Annotated in this window: 24 protein-coding genes; 14 read left to right on the forward strand and 10 right to left on the reverse strand. The window is 76.2% G+C overall.

What is annotated here, in order from left to right:
* Positions 1-130: 130 nt before the first annotated feature.
* Both AGRA3207_RS00670 and AGRA3207_RS00675 read right to left on the reverse strand, forming a co-directional pair.
* Complete coding sequence (locus tag AGRA3207_RS00670) at positions 131-724, reverse strand: biotin transporter BioY (RefSeq protein WP_231332588.1); 594 nt, start codon at positions 722-724, stop codon at positions 131-133.
* Positions 725-876: 152 nt separating this feature from the next.
* Positions 877-1,587 carry a spermine/spermidine synthase domain-containing protein gene (locus AGRA3207_RS00675; RefSeq protein WP_231332589.1) on the reverse strand — a complete coding sequence of 237 codons (711 nt, stop codon included), beginning with the start codon at positions 1,585-1,587 and terminating at the stop codon, positions 877-879.
* Positions 1,588-1,926: 339 nt separating this feature from the next.
* Here AGRA3207_RS00675 and AGRA3207_RS00680 point away from each other — a divergent pair, with 339 nt between their 5' ends.
* The 4 genes from AGRA3207_RS00680 (at position 1,927) to AGRA3207_RS00695 (ending at position 4,560) form a co-directional block, all read left to right on the forward strand.
* On the forward strand, positions 1,927-2,874 hold the full coding sequence (locus tag AGRA3207_RS00680) for a S1C family serine protease (RefSeq protein ID WP_231332590.1): 948 nt from the start codon (positions 1,927-1,929) through the stop codon (positions 2,872-2,874).
* 462 nt (positions 2,875-3,336) lie between these two features.
* Complete coding sequence (locus AGRA3207_RS00685) at positions 3,337-3,717, forward strand: VOC family protein (RefSeq protein WP_231332591.1); 381 nt, start codon at positions 3,337-3,339, stop codon at positions 3,715-3,717.
* Positions 3,718-3,733: 16 nt separating this feature from the next.
* The gene (locus AGRA3207_RS00690) at positions 3,734-4,054 is read left to right on the forward strand and encodes an ArsR/SmtB family transcription factor (RefSeq protein ID WP_231332592.1); all 321 of its coding nucleotides are present in this window, start codon (positions 3,734-3,736) and stop codon (positions 4,052-4,054) included.
* Positions 4,051-4,560 (forward strand): SRPBCC family protein, encoded by a 510-nt coding sequence (locus tag AGRA3207_RS00695; protein WP_231332593.1) that lies wholly within the window; start codon positions 4,051-4,053, stop codon positions 4,558-4,560. Before AGRA3207_RS00690 ends, AGRA3207_RS00695 begins: the two co-directional genes overlap by 4 nt.
* A gap of 113 nt (positions 4,561-4,673) precedes the next feature.
* On the opposite strand, the gene AGRA3207_RS00700 is transcribed toward AGRA3207_RS00695, so the two are convergent.
* Positions 4,674-5,432 carry a DeoR/GlpR family DNA-binding transcription regulator gene (locus tag AGRA3207_RS00700; protein ID WP_231332594.1) on the reverse strand — a complete coding sequence of 253 codons (759 nt, stop codon included), beginning with the start codon at positions 5,430-5,432 and terminating at the stop codon, positions 4,674-4,676.
* A gap of 59 nt (positions 5,433-5,491) precedes the next feature.
* Here AGRA3207_RS00700 and AGRA3207_RS00705 point away from each other — a divergent pair, with 59 nt between their 5' ends.
* Positions 5,492-6,091, forward strand: coding sequence for an HAD family hydrolase (locus AGRA3207_RS00705; protein ID WP_231332595.1), 600 nt, complete (start codon positions 5,492-5,494; stop codon positions 6,089-6,091).
* A gap of 167 nt (positions 6,092-6,258) precedes the next feature.
* Here the strand turns inward: AGRA3207_RS00705 and AGRA3207_RS00710 are convergent, their stop codons facing one another.
* Together AGRA3207_RS00710 and AGRA3207_RS00715 are read right to left on the reverse strand one after the other, a co-directional pair.
* On the reverse strand, positions 6,259-7,158 hold the full coding sequence (locus AGRA3207_RS00710) for an NAD(P)H-binding protein (protein WP_231332596.1): 900 nt from the start codon (positions 7,156-7,158) through the stop codon (positions 6,259-6,261).
* Between the two features lie 2 nt (positions 7,159-7,160).
* Entirely contained in the window at positions 7,161-8,162 is a 1,002-nt protein-coding gene (locus AGRA3207_RS00715) for an EamA family transporter (RefSeq protein WP_231332597.1), read from the reverse strand.
* A gap of 92 nt (positions 8,163-8,254) precedes the next feature.
* Here AGRA3207_RS00715 and AGRA3207_RS00720 point away from each other — a divergent pair, with 92 nt between their 5' ends.
* Together AGRA3207_RS00720 and AGRA3207_RS00725 are read left to right on the forward strand one after the other, a co-directional pair.
* A complete protein-coding gene (locus tag AGRA3207_RS00720) occupies positions 8,255-8,833 on the forward strand; it encodes a MarR family winged helix-turn-helix transcriptional regulator (RefSeq protein ID WP_231332598.1) in 579 nt (192 codons plus the stop codon).
* Between the two features lie 407 nt (positions 8,834-9,240).
* The gene (locus AGRA3207_RS00725) at positions 9,241-10,260 is read left to right on the forward strand and encodes an aldo/keto reductase (protein WP_231332599.1); all 1,020 of its coding nucleotides are present in this window, start codon (positions 9,241-9,243) and stop codon (positions 10,258-10,260) included.
* Between the two features lie 148 nt (positions 10,261-10,408).
* On the opposite strand, the gene AGRA3207_RS00730 is transcribed toward AGRA3207_RS00725, so the two are convergent.
* Positions 10,409-11,434, reverse strand: a complete 1,026-nt coding sequence (locus AGRA3207_RS00730; RefSeq protein ID WP_231332600.1) for an Rv2578c family radical SAM protein — start codon at positions 11,432-11,434, stop codon at positions 10,409-10,411.
* Positions 11,435-11,573: 139 nt separating this feature from the next.
* On the opposite strand from AGRA3207_RS00730, the gene AGRA3207_RS00735 reads away from it, so the two are divergent.
* The 3 genes from AGRA3207_RS00735 to AGRA3207_RS39685 all read left to right on the forward strand — a co-directional run bounded on the left by AGRA3207_RS00735 (position 11,574) and on the right by AGRA3207_RS39685 (position 14,530).
* Positions 11,574-13,187 carry a glycoside hydrolase family 10-like protein gene (locus tag AGRA3207_RS00735; protein WP_231332601.1) on the forward strand — a complete coding sequence of 538 codons (1,614 nt, stop codon included), beginning with the start codon at positions 11,574-11,576 and terminating at the stop codon, positions 13,185-13,187.
* A 56-nt stretch (positions 13,188-13,243) separates the two neighbouring features.
* A complete protein-coding gene (locus AGRA3207_RS00740) occupies positions 13,244-13,447 on the forward strand; it encodes a DUF3040 domain-containing protein (RefSeq protein ID WP_231332602.1) in 204 nt (67 codons plus the stop codon).
* Positions 13,448-14,011: 564 nt separating this feature from the next.
* Positions 14,012-14,530, forward strand: a complete 519-nt coding sequence (locus AGRA3207_RS39685; RefSeq protein WP_273699986.1) for an ATP-binding protein — start codon at positions 14,012-14,014, stop codon at positions 14,528-14,530.
* A 391-nt stretch (positions 14,531-14,921) separates the two neighbouring features.
* Here AGRA3207_RS39685 and AGRA3207_RS00750 read toward each other — a convergent pair whose 3' ends face one another.
* Together AGRA3207_RS00750 and AGRA3207_RS00755 are read right to left on the reverse strand one after the other, a co-directional pair.
* A complete protein-coding gene (locus AGRA3207_RS00750; protein ID WP_231332603.1) occupies positions 14,922-16,049 on the reverse strand; it encodes a helix-turn-helix transcriptional regulator in 1,128 nt (375 codons plus the stop codon).
* Positions 16,050-16,190: 141 nt separating this feature from the next.
* Positions 16,191-19,004 (reverse strand): hypothetical protein, encoded by a 2,814-nt coding sequence (locus AGRA3207_RS00755; protein WP_231332604.1) that lies wholly within the window; start codon positions 19,002-19,004, stop codon positions 16,191-16,193.
* Between the two features lie 150 nt (positions 19,005-19,154).
* Here AGRA3207_RS00755 and AGRA3207_RS00760 point away from each other — a divergent pair, with 150 nt between their 5' ends.
* On the forward strand, positions 19,155-20,276 hold the full coding sequence (locus tag AGRA3207_RS00760; protein ID WP_231332605.1) for an EamA family transporter: 1,122 nt from the start codon (positions 19,155-19,157) through the stop codon (positions 20,274-20,276).
* Here the strand turns inward: AGRA3207_RS00760 and AGRA3207_RS00765 are convergent.
* Together AGRA3207_RS00765 and AGRA3207_RS00770 are read right to left on the reverse strand one after the other, a co-directional pair.
* Positions 20,209-20,997: an ABC transporter permease gene (locus tag AGRA3207_RS00765; RefSeq protein WP_231332606.1), complete on the reverse strand. Its 789-nt coding sequence runs from the start codon at positions 20,995-20,997 to the stop codon at positions 20,209-20,211. The two genes, AGRA3207_RS00760 and AGRA3207_RS00765, sit on opposite strands and share 68 nt — an antisense overlap.
* Positions 20,998-21,060: 63 nt before the next feature.
* Entirely contained in the window at positions 21,061-22,008 is a 948-nt protein-coding gene (locus tag AGRA3207_RS00770; protein ID WP_231332607.1) for an ATP-binding cassette domain-containing protein, read from the reverse strand.
* A 101-nt stretch (positions 22,009-22,109) separates the two neighbouring features.
* On the opposite strand from AGRA3207_RS00770, the gene AGRA3207_RS00775 reads away from it, so the two are divergent.
* The 3 genes from AGRA3207_RS00775 (at position 22,110) to AGRA3207_RS00785 (ending at position 25,333) form a co-directional block, all read left to right on the forward strand.
* Positions 22,110-22,811, forward strand: a complete 702-nt coding sequence (locus AGRA3207_RS00775; protein ID WP_231332608.1) for a TetR/AcrR family transcriptional regulator — start codon at positions 22,110-22,112, stop codon at positions 22,809-22,811.
* A 55-nt stretch (positions 22,812-22,866) separates the two neighbouring features.
* The gene (locus AGRA3207_RS00780) at positions 22,867-24,192 is read left to right on the forward strand and encodes a hypothetical protein (protein WP_231332609.1); all 1,326 of its coding nucleotides are present in this window, start codon (positions 22,867-22,869) and stop codon (positions 24,190-24,192) included.
* A 190-nt stretch (positions 24,193-24,382) separates the two neighbouring features.
* On the forward strand, positions 24,383-25,333 hold the full coding sequence (locus AGRA3207_RS00785) for an ARPP-1 family domain-containing protein (RefSeq protein WP_338028292.1): 951 nt from the start codon (positions 24,383-24,385) through the stop codon (positions 25,331-25,333).
* Positions 25,334-25,544 lie beyond the last annotated feature (211 nt).

Here is a 25,544-nt window from a genome sequence, read left to right on the forward strand (position 1 = left end):
GCAAGCCACTGTACGGCAGATTTGAACCCGTTCAAACAGCCGGGGCGGCCGTGTGCGGTGAGGCGTGCGCCACAGCCCGGCCCCGTGTATTCCCCGCGCCGCGCGCCTCATTCGGGGGTGACGCGCGCCTTCACGCGGGGCCGCGCCGGGCGCCGGTCAGCCGCCATGCCGCCGGCAGCAGCCCGGCGGCCAGCAGCACCTTCAGCGCGTCGCCCGCGAGGAACGGCGTCACCCCGAGTTCCAGTGCCCGCGCCGGCCCGACGTGCAGGGCGGCCATCAGGTACGGGACGCCCGCCGCATACATGATCACCGTTCCGGCCGTCATCGTGGCGACGGTGCGCGCCGGGCTGCGGTCGCCGCCGCGCTCGGCCATCCATCCCACCGCGGCCGCCGCGACCACGAACCCGATCACGTAGCCGAGGGACGGCGCGCCGGTGCCGGACGCCCCGTCCACGAACCAGGGCACGCCCGCCATACCGGCCAGCAGGTACACCACCATGCCGAGGGCCGCCCGGACCCGGCCGAGCGCGGCGCCCGCGAGCAGCACCGCGAACGTCTGCCCCGACACCGGGACCGGTGTGCCGGGCAGCGGCACCGCGATCTGCGCGGCGACGCCGACGAGGGCGGCCGCGCCCGCGACGAGCGCGGCGTCGCGGGCCAGGGATCCGGGCAGCAGGTCGCCCAGGACGACGGGACGCCGCCGGGCAGCGTGGACAGAAACCACTGGTCCTCCCAAGAAGCTGTTACCAGGCGAAACCTAGCGAACCGCTCACCGGGCTCCGATGCCGACGGCCACAGAATCCACCCGCGCCGCTTTGTGCCTCGCCGCTTCCGCCCCCCCGCCCGGCTGCAGAGCACTCGACGCGCACGCGACGGTCACCCGGAGACGGTCACCGGGAAACGGGCGGCCGGGAACGGGTCGCGCGCCAGGTAGACGACGTCGGGCTCGCCCCGGGGCACCGGCACCGGACGCGCCTCGACCCGCGCGAAACGCTCCCGCAGCAGCTCCTCGAAACGCGGGGCGGCGTTCGCGCTCCACACCGCCAGGACCCCCTGGCGCGTCAGCCGCTCCGCCAGCAGCTCCAGCCCCGCCGGGCCGTACAGGCGGGCGTTGCCCGGGGTGACCGTCCAGTCGGGCCCGTTGTCGATGTCCAGGCACAGCGCGTCGAAGGTGCCCGCGCGCGGGTCGGCGACGACGTCCAGCAGGTCGGCGCACTGGAGTGTGACGCGCGGGTCCTCCAGCGCGCCCCGCGACCACGGGCGCAGCAGCGTCCGGTGCCAGCCGACCACCGCGGGCTCGCGCTCGACGACCGTCACCGCCGCCACCTGCGGCAGCAGCAGCGCCTCCGCCAGCGAGAACCCCACGCCCAGGCCGCCGATCAGCAGCCGCGCCGGACCCCGCAGCCCCTCCGCCGCCGCCCGGACGAGCAGCCGCTCGGACTCGCCGTTGCGGGTGTCCATCAGGAACACCCCGTTGCCGATGATCTCCAGGTGCGCGCCCGCGCGGCGCAGCACCATCTCCCCGCCGACCCCCGCGGCCCGTTCGAGCACCACGGGTTCCCCCGCCGCCTCCGGCATCACGCCCATGCCCCGACCCTAGGGCCCGTGCCGGGCCGCTCGCGCCCGCGCCGACGCCCCCGAGGGCGATCACCCGCGAGGATCGGGCACGCGCGGCTGCCTTCGGTACCCGAGGAGGATCTGAGCTCCCGGAGGCTGTCGAGCGGCACCTCCTTCCGCGCCAGCGCCTTCCCGGCGGGGTGGTCCGCAGCGTCCTGCGCCGCGAGGCCGCCCCTGAAGCGCGCCGCGCGAACCGCCGTGACGGCCGTCCTTGGCGCGCCGTCCCGATCATGCCGCCCGGCTTCGGCCCGGGAACACTTCGGCCTTCGCAAATGTTGCGTTGTAAACATGTAATCATCGGGAGGTGCGATGATCCCCCATGACCCCGGCGAGCCCCTGGACGCCTATTCCGCCGCGGTGTCCGCCGTCGCCCGCGAGCTGACGCCCCGCGTGGCCGCGCTGCGCGTCCGCCACCGGCGGGGCGAGGGCGCCGGGTCCGCCGTCGCCTTCACCGGCGACGGGTTCCTGCTCACCAACGCCCACGTCGTCGGCGGCGCCGCAGGCGGGCAGGCCGCGTTCGCCGACGGCACCACCACCGCGTTCACCGTCATCGGCACCGACCCCCTGTCGGACCTGGCCGTCGTCCGGGCCGACGGCGACACCCCCGGCCCGGTCGCCCTCGGTGACAGCGACCGCCTGGTCGTCGGGCAGCTCGTCGTGGCCGTCGGCAACCCCCTCGGCCTCGCCGGGTCGGTCACCGCCGGGGTGGTGTCCGCCCTCGGACGGTCCCTGCCCACCCGCAGCGGCGGCGCCGTCCGCGTCATCGAGGACGTCATCCAGACCGACGCCGCCCTCAACCCCGGCAACTCCGGCGGCGCGCTGGCCGACGCCCGCGGCCGCGTCGTCGGCGTCAACACCGCCGTCGCCGGCATCGGCCTCGGCCTGGCCGTGCCCATCAACGCCACCACCCGCCGCATCATCGGCGCGCTCATCCGCGACGGCCGCGTCCGCCGCGCCTACCTCGGGCTGGCCGCCGCGCCCGTCCCGGTCCCCGCCGCCCTGCGCGCCCGCACCGGCCAGGACGGCGCCGTCCGCGTCGCCGAGGTCGTCCCCGCCAGCCCCGCCGACCGCGCCGGCCTGCGGCGCGGCGACCTGGTCCTGACCGCCGGTGGCGCCCCCGTCACCAGCGCCCAGGACCTGCAGCGGCTCATGTTCGCCGAGGCCATCGGACGGCCGCTGCCCATCACCGTCCTGCGCAACGGCGCCATGGTCGACGTCATCGCCGAACCCGACGAGCTGGACGCCGAACACGCCTGACCCGCCCGCCCCGGCGGCGGCCAGTGACCGGCCAAGGCGGGCCGCCGGAACGCCGCCCGGTATGGGCCGGGCGGACAGCTCGGTGTGCGGCCGTGCCCGCCGCGATCCCGCCGTCCCCGACTGCCGCGGCGCCGGCACCGACGGGGAGGTCGCCGAGCTGCGCGCCCGGCCACCCGCTCCACCGGCAGGTCCCTCTCCTCCAGCCCCGCCGCGCCACCACCTCGCCCAGTGGCGCGCCGTCCGTCGGCCGCGCCGCCCCGAACAGCTGGTGGACGACGCCAGCTCCAACGGCTGCGCGACCTGCCCACCGCCGCGCCCTGCCCTGCCGGGCCGGGTGCGGCGGCGACTACGACGGCCCCGGTCTCGTCTCCCGGCGCCACCGGCCTCGCCGTCCACCTTGTCGGTCCCCGCCCGTCCGCCGCACCCTTGATACGTAGGGAAAATCCTACGTATAGTGGCCGCATGACCATCACCCGCATGAGCCGCCTCTCCCTCCCCGTCTCCGACCAGGACCGCGCCAAGGACTTCTACGTCGGCGTCCTCGGCTTCGAGGTCCTCGGTGACAGTCCCGTCCCCTTCGCCGACGGCGCCCGCTGGCTGGAGGTCGGGCCCGCCGGCGGCGGCACCAGCGCCGTCCTGGTCACCTGGCTGGAGATGGAACCCGGCGCCCTCACCGGCCTGATGCTGGAGACCACCGACATCGACGCCGACCTGGCGCGCCTGCGCGGCGCCGGCGTCGATGTCCACGGCCCCGCCGACACCCCCTGGGGGCGGCAGGCCACCTTCGCCGACCCCGACGGCAACGGCATCGTCCTGGCCGAGGCCGCCGCCGGGGCCGCCTGAGCCGGGCACCGGTCCCGTGACCGCCACCGCCGACGCGCTGTTCTCCGCGCTGGCCAGCCCCGTCCGCCGCGAGTTGCTGCGCCTGCTGCTGGACGGGCCCCGCACCGCGGGCGCGCTCGCCGCCCACTTCGACATGGCCCGCCCCAGCGTCTCCGAGCACCTGCGGGTGCTGCGCGACGCCGGGCTCGTGGCCGAGACGCGCCGCGGACGCGAACGCCACTACCACCTGGAGGCCGCGCCCCTGATGGACCTGGCCGACTGGCTGCACCCCTACGAGCGGTTCTGGCGGCAGAAGACCGCCGCCCTGCGCCGCGTCCTGGACGAGGAGGACCCATGACCCGCGCCCCCGACGACCCCGGGGCGCCCCGATCCCGGAATGAGGGATCCGGCGCCGCGGACGACCTGCGCACCATCCGGGTGGAGGAGTTCCTGCCCCACCCCCCGGACCGCGTCTGGCGGGCCCTGACCGATCCCGAGCTGCTCGCCCGCTGGTTCATGCCCTGCGACTTCCGCCTGGAGATCGGCCACGCCTTCACCCTGACGACCACGCCCCGGCCCAACGTCGCCTTCGGCGGCGTCTGCCACTGCCGCGTCCTGGACTTCGAGACCGGGCGGATGCTCCGCTACAGCTGGACCGACCCCGGCGAGGACAACGCGCTGGACTCCACCGTCACCTGGAGGCTGGAACCCGAGGGCACCGGCACCCGCCTGTTCCTCGAGCACGACGGCTTCGACCCCGACAACCCCTACCAGGCCATGTCCCGGCGGATCATGGGCGGCGGCAACGGCTGGACGGCCGTGGTCGCCCGCCTCGCCACCGCCGTCGCCGCGGCCGCCGCCTGACCACCGCACGCCCCCACAAAAACCAGGCACGAGACCAGGCACGACCGGGCAAAGGCCCCGCACGCGGTGGGCGGCCGGGGGGCGTCCCGGGGACGCGCCCGTCCTGCGGCCGGTCACACCCGGTGTACCGCCACGCCCGCCGCCTCGATCTCCGCGACCGCGGCGGCGGGCGCGGAGGCGTCGGTGACCAGCACGTCCAGCGCCGTGACCGGGCACACATGGCCCAGGCCCGTCCGGCCCAGCTTGGCGCCGTCGCACACCGCCACGACCCGCTGCGCCGCGGCGAGCGCGGCCCGCTTGACCGGCACCTCCGCCAGGTCGTGCGCGGTCAGCCCGTGCCGCGCCGACAGCCCGCACACCCCGAGCACCGCGGTGTCCACCCGCAGCGCCCGCAGCGACGCCTCCGCCAGGTGCCCCGTCAGCGACAGCGTCCCCGGCGTCGTCCGGCCGCCGGGCACCAGCAGAGTCACCTCCGGCGCGGCGCTGAGCGCGTTCGCCGAGTGCAGGTCCAGCGGCACCACCGTCAGCCTGCGCGAGGCCAGGACCCGCGCCGCCTCCAGCGTCGTGGTCCCGCCGTCCAGCACCACCGACTCCCCGTCGGCCACCAGCGCGCCCACCCGCGCGGCGATCCTCCGCTTGGCCTCGGCCGCCTCCCGCAGCCGCAGCGCGAACGGCGTCGCCTCCCCCCGCAGCAGCAGGCTCACCGCCCCGCCCCGCACCCGCCGCAGCACCCCGTCCTCGGCGAGCCGGTCCATGTCCCGCCGGATCGTCATCTCCGAGCAGCCCGTCTCCGCCGCCAGGTCCGCGACCGTCACCCGCTCCGCCGACCGCAGCCGCTCCACGATCGCCAGCACCCGCTCCGCACCTTCCATATGTTCAATCTAACGTCATCCGTGTTAGAAAGGCGGCGGAGCGAACATCGGAGGGTCACATGAAGTGGGTCGTCATCGACTACGGCGAGGTCGTGTGCCGCAGGCCGCCCGACGAGTCCGCCGCGCGGCTGCCCGCGGCGCTCGGCGCCGAGCCCGGCCCATTCTGGGACGCCTACTGGAGCGGCCGCCGCGCCTACGACCTCGGCGCCGTCGACGCCGCCGGCTACTGGGGCGCGCTGTGCGGGGACCTCGGCCGCGTCGCTGGCACCGCCCTGCTGGACACCCTCGTCGAGCTGGACCTGGACATGTGGTCGCACCTGGACTCCGGCACCCTGGCGGTGCTGGAGGACCTGGCCGCCCGCCGCGTCCCGCTCGCGCTGCTGTCCAACGCGCCGCTGGAACTGGCCCGCGACATCGAGCGCCGCCCCTGGGCCGCGCTGTTCCGCCGCCGGTTCTTCAGTGCCGACCTGAGCATGGCCAAACCCGACCCCCGCATCTACCGGCACGTCAGCGACGCCCTGGACACCGACCCCGGCGACCTGGTGTTCGTCGACGACCGCCAGGAGAACATCGACGGGGCACGGGAGGCGGGGCTGCGCGCCCACCTGTTCACCGGCGCCGACCGCCTCCGTCAGGACCTGCGGCTGCCGGCCGGGTGACCCCCGCCGCCCCGCGGGCCGAGAAGCCGCCGAGGGCCCCGGCACCGGGGGACCTGCGCCAGGCCCTCACCGGCACGGGCAACGGATGATGATCATCCCTCCGGGTCACCGGTGGCATCGACGCCGTACGGCTCGCGCCGCCCGCCTTGCCTGCTACGCCTTGCCTGCTACGCCCCGCCCGCTGACGCCCCGCCGGGCGGCGCGAACGCGGCGGCGTGGTGGCGGGCGAAGTCGGCGACGTCGCGCGGGGGACGGCCGAGCAGCCCGGCGACCGTGCCGGTGGTGAGGTCCCCCCAGCCGCCGGCGTACGCCCGCGCGTACTCCTCCAGCATGTCCACGATCCACTCGGTGACGCCGAGCCCGAGCAGCGCGGCGCGCTTGACGTCGTCGCCGACCGCGCGGTAGGCGACCGGCCTGCCGAGCGCCGCGCCCAGCTCGGCGGCGGCCTCCCCGAACGTCAGCGAGCGCGGGCCGGTGAGGGTGTAGATCCGGCCGTGGTGGCGGTCCGGGGCGTCCAGGAGCACGCGGGCCGCGCAGTCGGCGACGTCGCGGACGTCGACCATGCCGATCCGCGCCGCGCCCATGTTCAGCGAGAACGTGCCCGTGGCGGCGATGTCGCCCGCCTCGCCCAGCAGGTTCTGCATGAACCAGTGCGGGCGCAGGATCGTCCAGCGCAGCCCGCACCGCTCGGTCTCGCGGTCGGCCAGCGCGTGCAGCCTGCCGCTGCGGTTCGGCGCGTCGTGCGCCGCGCCGACGGCCGACAGGCGCACGAGACGTTCCGCCCCGGCCCGCCGCGCGGCCCGCACGGCGCTCAGGGCGTACTCCGGGGCGCGCGGCCCGTTCGGGGTGAGCAGCCACACGTCCTGCACCCCCTCGAAGGCGGGCGGCAGGGACCGGGGGTCGCCGAGGTCGCCGACGACGACCTCGGCTCCCCGCTCGCGGGCGGCGGCGGCCGCGGACCCATCGCGCACGAGCGCGCGCAGCCCCACCCCCGTCCCTTCCAGCGCGCCCATCAGCGCGGTGGACACGGTCCCGGTGGCGCCGGTGATCAGAACGGTGCGCGGCATGGTCATTCTCCTTCGGGGGAGGCGGGGACACGGGCGGGACGACGGGCGAAGACGCGGGCGGGGCCCCGGGCGGGGAGGTGGGCGCGCAGGGCGCCGGGCGGCAGCTGCGCGGCGGCGATCGCGGCCAGCGCGAGCATGAAACCGGCCCCCTGCGGCGGCGTCAGGGACTCCCCGAGGAACAGCAGGCCCAGCAGCGCCGCGACCACGGGCGAGAGCAGGGGCAGGAACGACACCGCCACCACGGGCAGCCGGCCGATCCCGCGGAACCAGACCGGATAGGACAGCAGGGCGCCGACGGCCGACAGCCACGCGTAGCCGCCGGCCGCGCGCGCGTCCAGCGCCGGCGGGAGCCCCTCCAACGCCAGCGCGAACGGGACGAGCACCAGGCCGCCCGCGGTGAGCTGCCACCCGGCGATGGCCGCCGCGCCCGCGCCCTCCGGGCGGCCCCACCGCTTGGTCAGCACGATCCCGGCGGCCATCACGGCGGCCGCCGCGAGACCGGCCAGGACGCCCGGCGCGTCGAACGACGGCCCGCCGCGCAGGACGATCAACCCGACGCCCGCCACGCCCGCCAGGCCCCAGGCGAGCCGCCGCCGGGCGGGACGCTCGCCGAGCAGTGCGAACGCGAGACCGGCGACCAGCAGCGGCTGGACGGCGAACAGCGTCGCCGCGACCCCCCCGGGCAGCCGGTAGGCCGCCACGAACAGCAGCGCGAACAGCGCCCCGATGTTGAGGGTGCCGAGCAGCAGCGAGCGCCACAGCCACCGGCCGCGCGGCAGGCGGCGCGTGACGGCCAGCAGCACCAGCCCCGCCGGCAGCGCGCGGATCACGCCGGACACCAGCGGATGGCCGGGCGGGAGGAACTCGGTGGTCACCAGGTAGGTGGTGCCCCAGCTGACCGGCGCCGTCGCGGTCAGCGCCGTCGCGGCCAGGGCGCCCCCGACGGGACGCGGCGCCGGAACCGCCGGGGGAGCGGCCGGTGCGGGGGGAGACGCGGTACCCATCCTCACAACCTTTCAACATTGAAATGTTCAACGTTAAGGACCGTACGCCGGTGATAGCTTGGCGTCAAACAGTTCAACGCTGAGGAGTCCCCGTGGCACGCGACGCCGTCGACCTCGTCGTGGAGCAGTGGGCCCGCGCCCGCCCCGACCTCGACGCCTCCCCCATGGGGGTCCTCGGCCGCCTCTCCCGGCTGGCCCAGATCGTCGACCGCGAGCTCCAGGCGGCCTTCGCGGAGTTCGGGCTCAACCGGGGCGAGTTCGACGTCCTGGCCACCCTCCGGCGCGCCGGGCCGCGCGACGGCATGACCGCGGGCGGCCTGGCCCGGCACTCCATGGTGACCTCCGGTGCCGTCACCAACCGGCTCGACCGGCTCGTCGCCAAGGGCTACGTCACGCGCGAGGTCGACCCCGCCAACCGGCGCAGCGTCGTGGTCGCCCTCACCCCCGCCGGCCGCGAGCTCATCGACCGCGCCGTCGCCGCCCACCTCGACAACGAGCGGCGCATCCTCGCCGGGCTCGACCGCCACGGCCAGGACGGCCTCGCCGCGACCCTGCGCACCCTGCTCCTCAGCCTCGGCGACAAGGCCGACGACGCCGACGGGCCCGCCGAAGCGGCTGAGGCGGGGCAGGCGGGAGAGCAGGGCGGCGGAGGGACGGCCGCCAGGCGCTGAGCCCCCCGCGCCCCCTCGCTCCCGGCCTCCCGCCTCCGCGCGGCCGCGCCGCCGGGCCGCGGCGCACCCGCAGGCCCATGCCCGAGGGCCACAGATCCAGCGAAGCGGACCCTCGACGGCTACCTGCCGGGGGGGAGCGGAACCTGCGCTTCCAGGCCGAGCTGTACGGGGTGCCGCGGCCGGCCGCGTCCGGCCGCGGCGACCGCGACCACCCGGCTCCTGACCTTCGCCGTTGCTAAACGGGACATCGTCCCGTATCGTCGGATCCACAAACGGGACAAGGTCCCGTTTATTTCGGACGAGGGGGCGGCGCCGGGCGCGCGTGCCGGGCGCGCACCGCCTGCGATCGCCCGGCTCGTCCACCCGCTGCCAGTTCCGCAAGCCCGCCGCATTGGAGGAACACGCTCATGCAGTACCGCACCTTGGGCCGCACCGGTGTGCAGGTCGGCTCCCTCGCGCTCGGCGCGATGAACTTCGGCGGCATCGGCCGCACCACCCAGGACGAGGCCACCGCCCTCGTCGACGCCGCGCTGGAAGGCGGGATCAACCTCATCGACACCGCCGACATGTACGGGCGCGGCGAGTCCGAGGAGATGGTCGGCAAGGCCATCGCCGGACGCCGCGACGACATCGTGCTGGCCACCAAGGCGGGCATGCCGATGGGCGAGGACCGCAACCACCGGGGCGGCTCGCGCCGCTGGCTGGTCACCGCGCTGGAGGACAGCCTGCGCCGCCTCGGCGTCGACCACGTCGACCTCTACCAGATCCACCGGTGGGACCCCGGCGCCGGCGACGAGGAGACGCTGTCGGCACTGACCGACCTGCGCCGCGCGGGCAAGATCCGCTACTTCGGCTCCTCGACCTTCCCCGCCTACCGCCTCGTGCAGGCGCGGTGGGCCGCCCGCGAGCACCACCTGGGCGCCTATGCCACCGAGCAGCCCAGCTACTCGATCCTGCAGCGCGGCGTCGAGGCGCACGTCCTGCCCGTCGCGGGGCAGTACGGGCTGGGCGTGCTGGCGTGGAGCCCGCTGGCCTCCGGGTGGCTGTCGGGCGCGGTCCGCGCGGGCCGGGAGATCGCCACCCACCGGTCGGCGTTCATGCCCGAGCGCTTCGACCCCGCCGTCCCCGCCAACCGGGCACGGCTCGACGCCGTCGAGCGGCTGGCCGCGGTCGCCGACGCGGCCGGCCTGACCATGATTCAGCTCGCGCTCGGGTTCGTGACCGCGCACCCCGCCGTGACCTGCGCGATCATCGGCCCGCGCACGCCGGAGCACCTGCGCTCGCAGCTCGCCGCCGCCGGCACCGTGCTGCCCGCCGACGTCCTCGACGCGATCGACGCGATCGTCGCCCCCGGCACCGACCTCGCCCCGCACGAGAAGCACGACACCCCGCCCTCGCTGCTCGACCCGGCACTGCGCCGCCGCTGACCGCGGCCACCGGCGTCCGCGCGGGGCGACCCGGGGGCCACGGCGATCCGGGCCCCGCCCCCGGCGGACCGGGTCATGCGTCCGAGGACCGCGGGGCCCTGCTCTGGGCCGGGCGCCGCGCCCCCGCCCGGGCGGCGCCGGGCCCGGCTCAGAGCAGGGTCAGCTGCCGGGGGCCCGGCGGGGAAGCAGGCGGGGGAGCAGGCGGCGCGGCGTCCCGGTGCTGCGGGCCCGCGATGCCGTACCGGGCGGCCAGGTCACGGACCTGCGCGGCGATCCCGTCCTGGTACTCCCGCGGCGCGTAGGCGCCGCCGCGGTACAGCCGCGCGTAGGGGACGACCAGGTCGGGGCGGTGCCGGCGCAGCCACGCCTGGAACCACTCCCGCGCGCCGGGCCGCAGGTGCAGCGGGATCGGCGTCACCGACGTCGCGCCCGCCGCGGCGATCCGCCGCACCGCGTCCTCCAGCTGCGCGGGCGAGTCGGCCAGGTAGGGCAGGACGGGTCCCATGAGCACGCCGCAGCCGACGCCCGCGCCGTTGAGCGCCGCGCACACCTCCAGCCGCCGCCGCGGGGACGGTGTGCCCGGCTCCACCAGCCGCCACAGCGACTCGTCGGCGAACCCGACCGACACCGCCGCGCTCACCCTCGTCCGCCCGGCCGCCTGGCGCAGCAGCGGCAGGTCCCGCAGGATCAGCGACCCCTTCGTCAGGATCGAGAACGGGTTGGCGGCGTCGCGCAGCGCCGCCAGGATGCCCGGCATCAGCCGGTAGCGGCCCTCGGCCCGCTGGTAGCAGTCGACGTTGGTGCCCATCGCGATCGGCGCGCCCCGCCACCGGGGCGCCGCCAGCTCCGCCCGCACCCGCTCGGCGGCGTTGACCTTCACCACGATCCGCGAGTCGAAGTCGGCCCCGGCGTCCAGGTCCAGGTACTCGTGGGTCTTGCGCGCGAAGCAGTACACGCACGCGTGCGAGCAGCCCCGGTAAGGGTTGATCGTCCACTCGAACGGCACGCGGGAGGCGGCCGGCACCCGGTTGATGACCGTCCGGGCCCGCACCTCGTAGAAGGTCATGCCGCGGAACCCGGGCGTGTCGAACGTGCGTGCCACCGACCGCCGCTCGATCAATGGCAGCCCCGGCGCGGCCGCGTCCTCCGCCAGCCGCAGATGATCCCAGCGCACACCGCCTCCATCGAACACGTGATCGGCCTGACCTCGACTGACAGTATGGAACACATGTTCGAACGATGCAACGACGGCGGCGCCCCGGGATCGCCGTTCCGTGCGTGGCATCGCAACGGGTACGTAACAATGACTCGCTATGGCATGGCGAGTGAGGACGCGGATCAGGGTCACGGCGGCGGCGATGACCGCCACGCTGTCGGCGGGCGCGCTGGCCGGCTGCGGCGTGGCCGCGCTCGGCGGCACCGACGACGACCGCGCCGGGCGCGCGCCCGTCCCCGCGGGCGCGCGCGCGGAGTGCCCGGGCACGCCCGCCCCCCGCGACTCCAAGGCCCGGCAGGTGCGCGGCATGTGGATCGCCACCGTCGCCGGGATCGACTGGCCCAAGGACACCGCCCATCCCGCCGAGCGGCAGCGGGCCGAGTTCGTCAAGCTGCTCGACACCGCCAAGGCGATGAACATGAACGCGGTGTTCGTGCAGATCCGCCCCAACTCCGACGCGTTCTACCCCTCCCCGTACGAGCCGTGGTCGCAGTGGATCACCGGCACGCAGGGCAAGGACCCCGGCTACGACGTCCTGGCGTTCATGCTGAAGGAGGCGCACGAGCGCAACCTGGAGTTCCACGCCTGGTTCAACCCCTACCGCGTCAGCCGGCAGGGCGACCTGGACAAGCTCGCCCCCAACAGCCCCGCCCGCCAGCATCCCGACTGGGTCCGCAAGTACGGCAAGGGCCTGTGGTACGACCCGGGCCTGCCGCAGGTGCGGGACCTGACCACCCGCGCGGTGCTGGACGTCGTCCGCAAGTACGACATCGACGCCGTCCACTTCGACGACTACTTCTACCCCTACCCCGAGGACGGCGACTTCCCCGACGCCGCCACCTACAAGACCCACGGCGGCGGCCTGGGCAAGGCCGACTGGCGTCGCCGCAACGTCGACACCCTCGTGGAGTCGCTGTCGGACCAGATCCACCGCACCAAGCCGTGGGTGCGGTTCGGCATCAGCCCCTTCGGGGTGTGGCGCAACAAGAGCACCGACCCCGCCGGGTCGGCGACCCGCGCGCTGCAGAGCTACGACGACATCTACGCCGACACCCGCACCTGGATCCGCGAGGGCTGGCTCGACTACGTCACCCCGCAGCTGTACTGGCCGATCGGCGACGAGCGCGCCGACTACGCCACCCTCGCCGAGTGGTGGTCCCGGCAGGTCGAGGGCACCGGCGTGCAGCTGACCATCGGGCAGGCCGCCTACCGCGTCGGCCAGGACGACACCTGGAAGAAGCCCGCCGAGCTGTCGCGCCATCTCACCCTGAACGCCCGGCACCCCCAGGTGCGCGGCGACGTGTTCTTCAGCGCCACCGACATCGTCTCCGACCGGCGCGGGTTCGCCGACCGGCTGCGCCGCGACCACTACGCCGCCCCCGCGATCCCCCCGCCCGCCCGCGACGGCGCGGGCAAGGCGCCGCCGCCCGTCCAGGACGTCGCCGCGGGCGCCGACGGCGGTGGCGTGCGGGTGCGCTGGCGGCCCTCGGAGGGCGCGGCGTCCTACGCGGTGTACCGGGTGGGCGGCCGGCGGCCCGGCTGCGCCCCCGTCGACCCGTCCGCACTCGTGGCCGACGTCCGCGGCGGCGCCATCATCGACCCCTCCGCCAAGCCCGGCCGCACCTACACCTACTACGTCACCGCCCTCGACCGCCTCCACCACGAGAGCGCCCCGGCACGTGGCGCAACGGTTACCGCCACCGGGGGATAATGATCTTGCTCCGCGGGCAGGAACCAGACACCTGAACGCCCCCCGGAGGTACGAGCATGGCGCTGTCGATGGAGGAGCAGCGGATCCTCATGCAGATCGAGGTCCGCCTGAGCGAGGACGATCCGCGGCTGGCCCATCGCCTCTCCAGGCTCGGCGAGGACCGCACCGGACACCGCGTCCGCGTGGTCGCCGTCGTCGTGGTCACCGCGATCGTCGTCCTGGCCGCCGTCGGCGGCGCGGTCGCCGCCGCGATGTCCTAGCGGGACCCCCGCGCACCGGCACGCCCGCCGCGCCCCGGACGCGCCCGGTGAACGCCGAGGCCCCGGCGAGATCAGATCTCGCCGGGGCCTCGACGCTGAGGCCGGTGTGGTGGTCGCCTCACGGCGAAAGGCACAACGGAGCTCCAGCCCGGACGGACCGGCGGTATTCCCCGAAGGCGTTGTGTAGAGCCCGGGGGACACATGCCACACCGACGCCCCCCAGCCTAGCGGCAACCGCGCCGTGCTCCCTCCACCGGTCCCCGTGTGTCACGATCACCTCACCTGAGAGTGAGGCCCACCTTGACCCGTGCACCGACCCGGTGGGCGGTGCGTCCTCTTATCTAGACCGACGCGGGAAAAGAAGGGAACTGCCCTGGATCGACCGTGGGCGGTGCGCGGAGGCGCCGCCGCGGCCGGGTGCGACCACCCTGTCCGCCGCCGACACGGGGAACTGCCGGCGCGGCCAGATCTGCGGGCATCGCCCCATGCCGCGTCGTCTGCGGGGAAGAAGCCTGTTGAGGGCCGCTGACCTGCGGAAACCACCAGAGGTGAGGAGACGGGGCATTGGGAACGAAGGAACTCGGCATCGACGGGTCCATCGAAGGGTCCATCGACGAGATCGACGAGATCGACGAGATCGACAGAGAAGGCCACCACCGCGCGGTGTGGGAACTGGCCGCGGAGACCCGCGCGGCCTCACGCGCGCGGGCCCTCACGGACCGGACGCTGCGGGCGTGGCGGGTGAGCCACCCCGCCGACATCGACGACATCGTGCTCATGGTCGACGAGCTGGTCACCAACGCGGTCGTCCACGGTACCGGCCCCGTCCGGCTCACATTGCGCCTGGACGGGCGGCGGATCGCCGGAGAGGTCGGCGACGGCAACCCCATGGCGCCCCCCGCGCCCGGAACCCCGCCGCACGTGCTGGACTGGGCCGAGGCCGGGCGCGGCCTGCTGCTGGTCGCCGCGCTCGCCACCGAGTTCGGCGCCCGCCCCGACGGCGCCGGCAAGACCGTGTGGTTCACCCGCCTCCTGGACCCCCTCGACAGCCGCCCCCTCACCGTCGGCGCCCCCGGGAACTGACCCCCGTACCCTGGCCCCCCTCCAGGACCCCCCACCGACGCGCCGAGGCCGCACCAGCCGCGGCGGAGCTCCCAGCCCGATCCGCCGCGTTCCCCCAAGCCCTCCGAGGGCCTCAGGCGCCACCCCACGCCGACGGGCCCATCTCAGGGCGGCGCGTCCTCCGCGCGTGACCCCGCGTCGAAGCCCACGTGCAGCGCGCGCCGGCCCGCGCGTTCCAGCCTGCTGTGGCGAACAGCGCACCTCTGTGCCGCATGCCCCACGGCGGGTGTCAGCACCGCACGTCAGCACCGCACGCCGGATGCAAGGGTCGGACGGCGGGCGGCAGATGGCGCAGGCCGGGCTCCGCCCGCCGGACGGCGCTCGCCGGACGCGGGTGCCGGACGGCGCTCGGTCACGCCTGCAGAGGGCAGCGGTCGACGAGCCACACGCCCTCGTCGTCCACCGACGGCGGCCACATGCCCTCGGCGGGCGGCTCGTCGGCGAGCCGGTCCAGATGCCACTCGATGTGCGCCAGCGGGCCGCGCCACCCCGCCAGCAGGTCCGCCAGCGGCCGCGGCGCGCCCGGCGGGCCGAACGGACGCGGGTCGGGCAGCTCCTGCTCCCACAGCGCGTCGTCGCAGTCGGCCACCCAGTGCGCCGCCGCCTCCAGCACCGCCTGCAGGTCGCGGGCCAGGTCGCCGAGCGAGCGCAGCGCCATCGCGTCCTGGATCATCCGCTCCCGCTCGCTGTAGGGAAGGTCGCGGTCGAACTCCGGCGGGAACGGCGGGCGGCGGCCCTCCAGCACCGGCTCCTCGTCGGTCGCCGCGGCCCGCACCGCCGCCAGCTGCCACCGCGTCCACTCCGCCAGATGCCCGAGGACGCCGCGCAGCGCCGCCGCGCCCTCCCCGCCCTCGCGCACCTCCGCGGCCGCCTCCCGCAGCCGGGACCGCACCGACGCCAGCCGGTCCAGCGTCCACGCCCGCGCACGCGCCGCGCCCGCCGGGCCCCGCGGCCCCGGCTCGGCCGGAGGACGCGGCATCGGCACCCGCAGCGCCGCCAGCAGGTCGTCCAGATCTCGGACCTCCGCGCCCCGCCCCGACAGGAACGCCGCCCCGACCCGGTCCAGCCGGAACATCCGCGGCCCCTCGCGCATCCGGCACCAGCCCACCAGGTACTCCCCGTACGGGGCGACGACCAGGCCGTGCGCCTCGACGTCACGGAAACTGCGCACGCCGCTCTGGTCGGTGTAGGCCAGCCGCACGATCCGCCGGGTGCGCACCGCCTCGGCCAGCGTGTCGTGCACCGGGCCCATCAGCGAGGCGACCTCGCCCAGCGCGGGCGGCGCGGGCACCCGCGGCAGCGCGTACCCGCCCTCGCCCGCCTCGGCGGGCAGCCCCCCGTGCGTGAGCAGCTCCAGATCGCGCCGCACGGTCCGCTCGCTCACCCCCAGCCGCTCGCCGAGCACCGACGGCTGCACCGGCGCGGGCGAGGCCGCGCGCAGCTCGGCGACGAGCGCCAGTAACCGGTCCACGCGATCCACACCACCATCGTGACCCGCGCCGCCGACATTATGCGGTGGCGCGAAGGTCTCAAACCCCTGCGGGCACGGCGCAGCACGCACTTCACCGCAGCACGCACTTCACCGCGCGGCGGCACAGCGCGGCGGCGGCGTGCGGCGCGGTCACCTGCCCGACAACTCCGCCGCGAGGCCCTCGAAGTCGGCCGCGGTGAGCGACAGGGCGCTGCCGATCGCCTGCGTCGCCTCCGCACTGCCCAGATGACGGGTCACGGCCCGGTCCAGGTAGGACTCCACGAGCCGCGCGCCGGTCAGCCGGCCGCGGCTGCGCAGCGCCCCCACCTCGCGGTTCACCACCACCCACGCGTCCGGCCCCAGCCGCAGCGACCGCTCCTCGGCCAGCACCCCCAGCAGCGCCGCGCGCGCGGCCGGGTCGGCCAGATCGGGCAGCCGCACCGCGCGCAGGTCGGTGACCAGCTCCGGCGACACCGCCGACAGCTCGCCCACCCGGTCCGGCTCGCACGTCGCCAGCAGCGCGGTGTCGTTGACGCCCTCCAGCCGCGCCCGGTACAGCACCGACGCATACGCCGGGCCCTGCGTCTCGTCCAGGATCAGCCCGTCCAGGCCGTCCAGCAGCAGGACGTGCCCGGCGTGCTCGTCCAGCGCGGCGCGCAGCCCCTCCGGGCCGTCCTCGCGCAGGTCCTCGGCGTGGACGCCGTGGACCTCCCCGCTGGAGGCATCCACCTCCGCCAGCGCGCGCGCCACCATCCGCGCCAGCCGGCGCTGCCCGCTGGAGGGCGCGCCGATCAGCAGCAGCGCCGGCGCCGACGCGCTGGACACCTCCTGCCCGCGCAGCCGCCTGGCCCACTTGCCGCGGCGCCGCACCTCCGTCACCACCCGGCCGATGTCGTCGGCGCCGCACAGGAACCGGATCCCGTACGCCTCGGCGACCTGCGCGCCCGGCTCGGGGACCCGCGCGGGCGGCGCCGGGGGCACCGGGCCGGGCACCGGCGCGGGCGGCACCGGCAGATCCGGCTGCGGCACCGGAGCCGCCGCGGGGCCGGGTGCGGGCGCGGGGTCGGCGGCCGGCCACGCCGGGCCCGGGTCGAGCTGGGTCTTGAACGCGTCGGTGTCCAGCTGCGTCGCCGGCTCCACCGGCCACACCGGGTCGGCCGCCGCGGCCGGGCCCTCCTCCACCACGGCCGTCGGCGGCGCCACCGGGACCGGGGGAGGAGGGGGAGGGGGAGGGGGAGGGGGCGGTTCGGCCGGCGCGGGAGCCTGCGGCCGCTGTGCCGCGGCGGGCGGCTCGGCGCGGGCCTGGAACGGGTCGCCCGGGGGCGCCGGGACCGGGACCGGCGGAGGGACGGGTGAGGGCACGGGCGGCGGGACCGGTGCCGGCACAGGCGGCATGGGCGGCGCGGACGCGACCGGCGGGACGGGCGGGACGGGCGGCGCCGCCGGGGGCTCCACCGGCGCGACCGCGGGCGGCGGGCCCGGCGGCCGCTGCTGCGGGTCGGGCACCGGCGCGACCGGCTGGTCGCCGGTGGCGCGCTCGGCCGCCATGTGCGCGCGCGCCGCCTTGATGATGTCCCAGGCCGACAGCTCGTCGGTGGACGGCGGGGAGTGCATCGCCGGGGACGTCAGCTCCGCCGCGACCGCCTGCGGCACCGCGAAGCCCGTCGACGGCGGCGGGACCTGCGCCAGCCGGCACCAGGTCAGCCCGAGGGTGTAGGTGGTGGCCAGCAGCGCGGCGAGCGCGTCGGGGTCGTCGCTGCGCAGCGCCTCGGGCAGCCGCCCGTCACGCGGCCACAGCGAACGCAGCGGGTTCGCCGGATCCGACAGCACCGCCTGCAGCGTCCGGGCGCTGTCTGGGTCCAGCCAGCGCTGCAGCGCCGCCAGCGCGTTCGGCGCGGCCTGCAGGTCGGCGGCCAGCACCGCGATCCCGGCGCGCCGCACCTCGTCGTGGCCGCGGCCCGCGGCCGCCGGCCGCCGCGGGCCCGTCAGCCCCGCGACGATCTGCTGCAGGTCGTACAGGGCCAGCCGCAGGTACTCACCGGGCGCGGTGTCGCGCACCATCGGCGTCGCGTGCTCGGCGGGGCAGCGGCGCCGCCATTCCTGCAGGATCGCCTCGGGCCCGTACCGGACGGTGGCCAGGTCCTGGTTGACCAGCCGCAGCGACGCCGCCGTCACCGCGGCGAGCGCGTCGGCGCCCGGCCGGAACCGCGGGTCGGCCTGCAGGCCCGCCGCCACCTCGTACATCACCCGCGCGATGTGCGCGGCGCCGCCGCCGTCGCCCGCGCCGAGCCGGTGGACGTAGTACCCGGCGAGCGTGCCGAAGTCGGGCGGCATCATCCAGTGCAGCTGCTCGGCCGAGGTCGTCAGGAACGGGATGAACGACTCGATCAGCGGGTGCTCGGTCAGCACCACCGGCGACCCCGCGCACCACAGCAGCGCGCCCCAGGCCGCGGCGACGGTGCTGGGCGTGCCCGGCTGGAACATCGGGTCGCGCTGGGCGAACTGCGCCGGGTTCACCGCGAGCGCGGTGGTGAGCGCCTGGGAGATCCGCGCGACCACGGCGGTGTCGGGGACGGCACCGAGGAACCCCAGCGGCGCGACCCGCCCGGCCGATAGGTCCGGCCCGGTGGGGAACAGCTGCGGCGGCACCGGCGGCGTGCCCGCGCCGCGCGGCGCGGGCACCGCGACCCGCCGGTCCTCGGCGTCCGCCGGGGGCGGGCAGGGATGCCAGCTGCCGTCCAGCCCGCACCGGTACCAGCGGCCCCACGCGCCGTACAGCCACCATTCCCCGGCGCCCCACAGCATCCGCGCGGCGATCTGCCCGGCGCGTTCCTGCGGCGGCGCGGTCTGCCACCACGGCGAGGCCACCAGCTCCCGCACGTTGCCCTCGACCGCCGCGAACAGGTCCCCGCTCGGCCCGCCTCCGGTTCCACCGGGTCCCGCCCCGGCCGCCTGCCAGCTCACCCGGCGAATAGTAGTCCTTGCGGACGGTATGCCCGGCCCCGCCCGGTGTTCCCGGGACGGCCGGGCCCGGCCGCACCCCTCGTCCCGTAAGGAGCGTTATGGCACGATGCTCATGATAAGGCGAAGGCCGGGCTGCGGAGGGGTGCGCGGGTGGCGGCGGACGGTGCGGCGCGGGCGCGCGCCGGGGGCGTGGGCCTGGTGCTGGTGTCCTCGGTGTGCTTCGGGGCCTCGGGGCCGTTCGGCAAGGCCCTCATCGAAGCGGGGCTCGCGCCGCTGCAGGCGGTGTGGCTGCGGATCGCGGTGGCGGCGGCCGTGCTGGTCCCGGCGGTGGCGCTGCTGCGCGGGCGGACCGCCGCGCGGGGCCTGCGCCCGCATCTCGGCCGGCTGGCGCTCAACGGGCTCACCGGCGTCGCCGGCTGCCAGGCGTGCTACTACGTCGCCGCGTCACGGCTGCCGGTCGGCGTCGCGATCCTGCTGGAGTTCAGCGGCCCGGTGCTGGTGCTGGCGTGGCTGCGGTTCGCGCGCCGTGCCCCCGTCCGCCGCACCGCCGTCGCGGGGGTGGCGGTCGCGATGACGGGCCTGGCGCTGGTCGTCCAGGTGTGGGCGGGCCTGGACCTCGACCCGGTCGGCCTCGCCGCCGGATGCGGCGCCGCCGCCTGCCAGGCGTGCTACTTCCTGTTCGTCGACGGCCTCGCCGGCCGGGTCGACCCCCTGGTCGTCACCGCGTCCGGACTGGCCGTCGCCACCGCCGCGCTGACCGTGCCCGCGGCGCCCTGGGCGCTGCCGTGGGAGGTGCTGCCCGCCTCGGTGCCCGTCGGCGGCCACGCCGCGCCCGGCTGGACGCTCCTCGCCTCGATCGCGCTGGTCAGCACCGTCCTGGCCTACCTCACCGGCGTCGCGGGCCTGCAGCGGCTGCCCGCGCAGGTCGGCGGGGCGATCTGCTACACCGAGGCCGTCGCCGCCACCCTCATCGCCTGGGCCGTCCTCGGCGAGCGCCTCACCCCGCTCCAGATGACGGGCGGCGCCATCGTGCTGACCGGCGCCTACATCGCCCAGCGCGCCGCGGGCGGGCGCCCGCCCGCGCATGCCGCCCACCGCGGCGCGCCCGACGAGGCGCCCGGGACCGCGGCCCCCGCACCCGGCCGCCGACCCCGGGCCCCAAGCCCCGAGGACACCAGGACCCCGGGCCCTGCGTCCCGGCGGATCAGGCGTTCTCCCTGCGGAACCGCCGAGCGCCGAGCGTCACCGACACCACCAGCAGCACCACCGTGACCAGCGCCCCCTCGGCGGCCGCCGCGCCGGCGTAGTCGCCGCGGAACGCTGCGCGCGCCGCGTCCACCACGTACCGCAACGGCGTGCACCGCGACACCGCGTCCAGCCAGCCGGGCGCCAGGCCCATCGGCAGCAGCACCCCCGACAGCAGCATCAGCGGCAGCGTCAGCGCCGACAGCAGCGGCGCGAACGCGTCCTCGCTGCGCGTCCGCAGCGCCAGCACGTACGACAGCGAGGCGATGCTCACCGACAGCGCCACCACGAACGCCAGGCCCGCGGCCACCCCCCACACCGGGGCGCGCAGCCCCAGCGCGAATCCCGCCGCCAGCAGCATCACCGCCTGGACGGCCAGCACCAGCGCGTCGCGCAGCACCCGGCCGAGCAGCAGCGCCGTCCGGCTCACCGGCGTGACCCGCAGCCGCTCCACCACGCCCGAGCGCAGGTCGGCGATCAGCCCGAACCCCACGAACCCGGCGCCGAACAGCGCGAGCTGGACCAGCACGCCGGGCACGAACACCTGCCAGGCGCCCCCGCCGAACCCGCGCACCCCCGCCAGCCCCGACAGCAGCGGCCCGAACAGCAGCAGGTACAGCAGCGGCTGCAGCACGCCGAACACGACGGCGACCCTGCTGCGAAGGGTCTGCCGCAGGCACCGCAGGAAGATCAGGCGGGTGTCGCGAACGACACGGGGAGGGGACGTCACATCGCTCCAGAAGGGCATCGCGCTACTCCAGGCAGTCCGGGATCGAGGGAAGGGCTGAGGGGTCTGAGGGGGCTGAGGGGTTCAGGCCGCGTCCCGCAGCGGGCGGCCGGTGACGGTGAGGAAGACGTCGTCGAGCGTGGGACGCGCCAGGCTCAGCGAGGACGGCTCCACCCCCGCCGCGTCCAGCGCGCGGACCAGGCCCGCCAGCTCCCGCCCGCCGTCGGCGACCGACAGCCGCACGACCCGCCCGGCGACCACGGCCTCCCGGACCGCAGGGCACCCCGACAGCGCGGCCCGCGCCCGCGCGGCCGCCGCCGCGTCGGCCACCTCCAGGACGACCACGTCCCCCGAGACGCGGCGCTTGAGGTCGGCGGGCGTGCCCTCGGCGACGATCCGGCCCCGGTCGATGATCAGCAGCCGGTCGCACAGCGCGTCGGCCTCGTCCAGGTAGTGCGTGGTAAGGAAGACGGTGGTGCCGTCCTCGCCGCGCATCGCGCGGATGTGCTCCCACAGGTCGCCGCGGCTCTGCGGGTCCAGGCCGGTGGTCGGCTCGTCCAGGAACAGCAGCGGCGGCCGGTGGAGGAGCCCGAGCGCGATGTCCAGGCGCCGCCGCTGGCCGCCCGACAGCGACCCCGCCGGGAGCGCTCCCAGCCCCTCCAGGTCCAGCCGCGCGCACAGCGCGGCGATGCGCCGCGCCCGGCCGGGCACCCCATGCAGGCGGGCCTGCAGATCCAGTTCCTCGCCGACGGGCACGAGCGGGTCGGTGCCGCCGCCCTGCGCGACGTACCCGATGGCGCGGCGCACGCCCGCCGGGTCGGCGCGCAGGTCGTGCCCGGCGACGGTGGCGGCGCCCGCGGTCGGCGCCAGCAGCGTCGTCAGCATCCGCAGGGTGGTGCTCTTGCCCGCGCCGTTGGGGCCGAGGAACCCGACGATCTCACCGGGCCCCACGGCCATGTCGACGCCGCGCACGGCCTCGACCGCTCCGCGCTTGGTGGTGAAGGTGCGGGCCAGCCCGCGTGCATCGATCACGGTGACCTCCGGTGACGAGGGGGACGACGTTCACTAGAGTAACCACAAATTTTAAGTCACTCCAAATTTTAAGCCGGTCTATCGCCGGTAAGATCTCCGGCATGGCAGACGGGACCGCCCCCCGGCCCGGCGAGGGCCTGGGGCTGCGCGAGCGCAAGAAGCGCGAGACGCGCCGGCGCATCTCCGACATCGCCACCGGCCTGTTCCTCACGCGCGGGTTCGACAACGTCACCATCGCCGACGTCGCCCGCACCGCCGACGTCTCGGTCAACACCGTCTTCAACTACTTCAGGACCAAGGAGGACCTGTTCTTCGACCGGCAGGGCGAGCACATCGAGCAGGCCGCCCGCCAGTTCCGCGACCGCCGCCCCGGCGAGAGCGTCGTCGCGCTGTTCCGCCGCCGGTTCTTCGAGGGCCTGGACGCCCGCGCCTACCACACCGCCTTCCACGAGGGCTCGGAGACCTGGACCCGCACCGTCCACGACAGCCCCGCGCTCATGGCCCGCCAGCGCGAGATCGGCCGGCAGGCCCAGGAGCACCTCGCAGCGCTGCTCGCCGAGGAGACCGGCGCCCACCCCGACGACATCGCCCCGCACGCCGCCGCCGCCATGATCTTCGCCGCGCAGGGCGCCCTCATCGACCGGATCGCCGCCCGCAAACGCGCGGGGGAGACCCTGGAGGAGATGCGCGAGGGGGTCTACGCCGACGCCGCGCACGTCTTCGACCTGCTCGAACACGGCCTCGGCGACTACGCCGCCGCCCCGCCCGCGCACCCGCCCGGCGGCCGGACCACCGGAAAATGAGTGTCGGGGCACTCCCGGCGATTCCTACACTCCATGATTGCGGAGGCGAACAATCATGGACACCCCCACGCTCCTTGCCCACCTGGAGACCCACGACACCCCCCTCACCCTGCCACGGGGCGGCACCCTGCGCTGGGACGACGCGGACCTGCACCGCGCCGCCCACACCGACGACCCCGAGGGCTACGCGCTGCTCGGCCTGGCCCCGGGCGTGCGGCCCTGGCAGCGCGCCCGCGTGCTGCTGCAGGTGCTCAACGCCTCCCAGGCCGGCCTGGACCAGGCGACCCGCGCCGTCCTGCACCGCACCGCCCGCGTCCTGACCCTCGGCCTGCCGCCCGCGCACGTCATCACCGTCCTGCTCGGGCTGCGGCGCCTGCGCGCCAACCACAAGCACACCACCCGCATCGCGCTGCGGTTCGTCCTGGAGCACCCCGGCGCCGACGCGCTCATCGCCGCGCGCCGCCCCGCGCTGGTCGACTGCTTCGAGCACGCGCTCGGCACCGCCACCGCACGCGGCTGCGCCCGGCGCATCGCCGACGGCGACACCGCCTCGGACTACCTGCAGCGGCGGCTGCTGCGCTTCCTCACCCGCCCGCACGCCGCGCCCGCCCGCATCCGCGCGCTCTACGACGCCGGGACGGGCGGAGCCGCCGCGCCGCCCGGGCCCGCGCTCGCCCTGGACACCGCCCGCGACCGCCCGCCCACCGTCACCGCCACCAACCGCGGCGACATCGCCGCGACCCTCGTCCACCTGTACCGGGGCGGGCCGTCGGAGTCGCTGTACGAGGCGCTCGGCCGGTACGTCGACGCCGCCGCCGCCGCGTTCCCCCGCTTCGACGGCACGGTCGCCCTGGTCCTGGACGCCTCGGCGTCCATGCGCGGCTACGGCACCCGCGAATGGGCGGTGCTGTCGCAGGCCGCCGCGCTGCGCATGGTGCTGTCGCAGGTGTGCGCCCGGCTGGAGGTCGTCGAGGTCGGCGGGGACGAGCGCGCCCCGCGCGGCGCCACCGACCTGGCCATGGGCGTCCTGGACGCGCTCGGCACCGGGCCCGACCTCGTCGCCGTCGTCACCGACGGCTACGAGAACCTGTTCCCCGGCGACCTCGCCCGCGTCGCCGCCACGCTGCCCCGCGCCGGCGTCACCACCCCCGTGGTGCTGTGCCACGCCCTGTTCACCGGCAGCGACGACCTGGCCCTGCGCCGTCCCGCGCCGTCCCTGCCCCAGCGCGGGTTCTGGCACCAGGACGACTTCGCCGAGCTGCTGCCCTGGATGCTCGGGCACTGCGCCGCCGGCGCGCCCTGGCTGCGCGCCGCGCTGCGCGCCCGCCTGGACGACCTCGACCGGCGCGCCGACGCGCTCGCCCCCGGCCTGGCCGCCTGACCCCGCGCCCGCCCGCGCCGCCCCCGCCGGGGCGCCGCACCGGCGGACGCGGGGGGCGGCCCGCGAGCCCGCACCCGGCGGCGGCGCCCCCGCAACCGGCGCACACGACCCCGCAGGCACGACCCGCAGGCACGTACAAGGCACGTACAAGGCACGACCCCGCACGGAAGGAAGGAGCACCGTGACCCACATGACGGCGCTCGACACGCTGGTCCCCGGGCCCCTCAGCCTCGCCGGGCACCGCCTCGGCACCCCGCAGCAGGCGGGCGCGCTGACCATGGTCCCGATCTCCGGGCCCGCCCACCCCGGCTTCGTCCCGCCCCGCACCGGCCTGAAGCTGTCGCGGGTCGTCGGGTACGGGCAGGTCGAGCTGACCAATGGCGCCCCGTCCGGGGTGGCCATCGTGCCGCTGCACATCGGCTACATCCAGGACCACGCCCAGAATCACGCCCTGTGCCGGTCGGCGTTCCTGGCCGCCGGGCAGACCCTGCGCTTCGACGACGCCTGCTGCGTCCAGGAGAGCCAGGGCGGCTACCTCACCGGCGGCGACCAGTGGTTCTTCGTGCTGCCCGCCGAGCTGCGCGCCCGCGCCCTGGAACTGCGCGGCGTCCACGGCTACAGCAAGCTGTGGGCCGACATCGCCGAGCTGAACGCCCGGTACGGGCTGCCGCGGCGCGGGCACCTGGAGCAGATCCTGTCCCGCCAGAGGCCCGTGCTGACCCAGTTCCAGAGCCGCCTGGAACTCCAGCCCGGCCAGGTCGGCGCCCTGTTCTTCCTCGCCGGCCGGTTCGCCGGCCTGGAGATCGCCCCCGACCCGGCCTACTTCGCCGAGATGTGGGCCGCGCTGGTCTGCTTCGCCTACGGCGCCGCCGCCTGGCACGCCGAGCCCGAGCCGCCCCCCGCCGTCCCCTACGACGCCGCGGGCCTGGCCGGGCTGCGCGGCGCCCTGGACCGCGACCGCTCCGGCCGCATCGCCGAGATCGCCGGATGGCTCGCCGACGCCCCCGCGGGCCCCGTCGACGTCCAGGAGGAGGACCGCTACCTGGACCTGCGGCTGTCCACCGTCACCGGCCCGCACCTCGCCGGGCAGATCGTCACCGGCGGGGACCGCACCGTCTACGCGTCGCTGTTCGCACGCTGATCCCGGGGCGATCCGTAAAAAGGGTTGCCCCGGGGGAGCACCACCCACTTGAATCGGAGCCACGGGAACTGTGCCGGGCACCTCAGGCAGAACCCTGATTCCAGATCTCGGGCATCGTCTGTTCAACGATACTGAGCCTGACGAGGCGCCGGCCACCTGTCCCCCCGCCCCCGCGGCGTCCCGCCGAGGACGGCCCCGTCCGGCGGGGCCC

Origin of the sequence: Actinomadura graeca, assembly GCF_019175365.1 — a bacterium.
GTDB lineage: Bacteria > Actinomycetota > Actinomycetes > Streptosporangiales > Streptosporangiaceae > Spirillospora > Spirillospora graeca.

Coding starts and splice junctions, on each gene's coding strand:
- AGRA3207_RS00675 (WP_231332589.1), bottom strand. CDS start 1,587: ATGGGCGTGATGCCGGAGGCGGCGGGGGAACCCGTGGTGCTCGAACGG.
- AGRA3207_RS00680 (WP_231332590.1), top strand. CDS start 1,927: ATGATCCCCCATGACCCCGGCGAGCCCCTGGACGCCTATTCCGCCGCG.
- AGRA3207_RS00685 (WP_231332591.1), top strand. CDS start 3,337: ATGACCATCACCCGCATGAGCCGCCTCTCCCTCCCCGTCTCCGACCAG.
- AGRA3207_RS00695 (WP_231332593.1), top strand. CDS start 4,051: ATGACCCGCGCCCCCGACGACCCCGGGGCGCCCCGATCCCGGAATGAG.
- AGRA3207_RS00700 (WP_231332594.1), bottom strand. CDS start 5,432: ATGGAAGGTGCGGAGCGGGTGCTGGCGATCGTGGAGCGGCTGCGGTCG.
- AGRA3207_RS00705 (WP_231332595.1), top strand. CDS start 5,492: ATGAAGTGGGTCGTCATCGACTACGGCGAGGTCGTGTGCCGCAGGCCG.
- AGRA3207_RS00710 (WP_231332596.1), bottom strand. CDS start 7,158: ATGCCGCGCACCGTTCTGATCACCGGCGCCACCGGGACCGTGTCCACC.
- AGRA3207_RS00715 (WP_231332597.1), bottom strand. CDS start 8,162: ATGGGTACCGCGTCTCCCCCCGCACCGGCCGCTCCCCCGGCGGTTCCG.
- AGRA3207_RS00725 (WP_231332599.1), top strand. CDS start 9,241: ATGCAGTACCGCACCTTGGGCCGCACCGGTGTGCAGGTCGGCTCCCTC.
- AGRA3207_RS00735 (WP_231332601.1), top strand. CDS start 11,574: ATGGCATGGCGAGTGAGGACGCGGATCAGGGTCACGGCGGCGGCGATG.
- AGRA3207_RS00740 (WP_231332602.1), top strand. CDS start 13,244: ATGGCGCTGTCGATGGAGGAGCAGCGGATCCTCATGCAGATCGAGGTC.
- AGRA3207_RS00765 (WP_231332606.1), bottom strand. CDS start 20,997: ATGCCCTTCTGGAGCGATGTGACGTCCCCTCCCCGTGTCGTTCGCGAC.
- AGRA3207_RS00775 (WP_231332608.1), top strand. CDS start 22,110: ATGGCAGACGGGACCGCCCCCCGGCCCGGCGAGGGCCTGGGGCTGCGC.
- AGRA3207_RS00780 (WP_231332609.1), top strand. CDS start 22,867: ATGGACACCCCCACGCTCCTTGCCCACCTGGAGACCCACGACACCCCC.
- AGRA3207_RS00785 (WP_338028292.1), top strand. CDS start 24,383: ATGACGGCGCTCGACACGCTGGTCCCCGGGCCCCTCAGCCTCGCCGGG.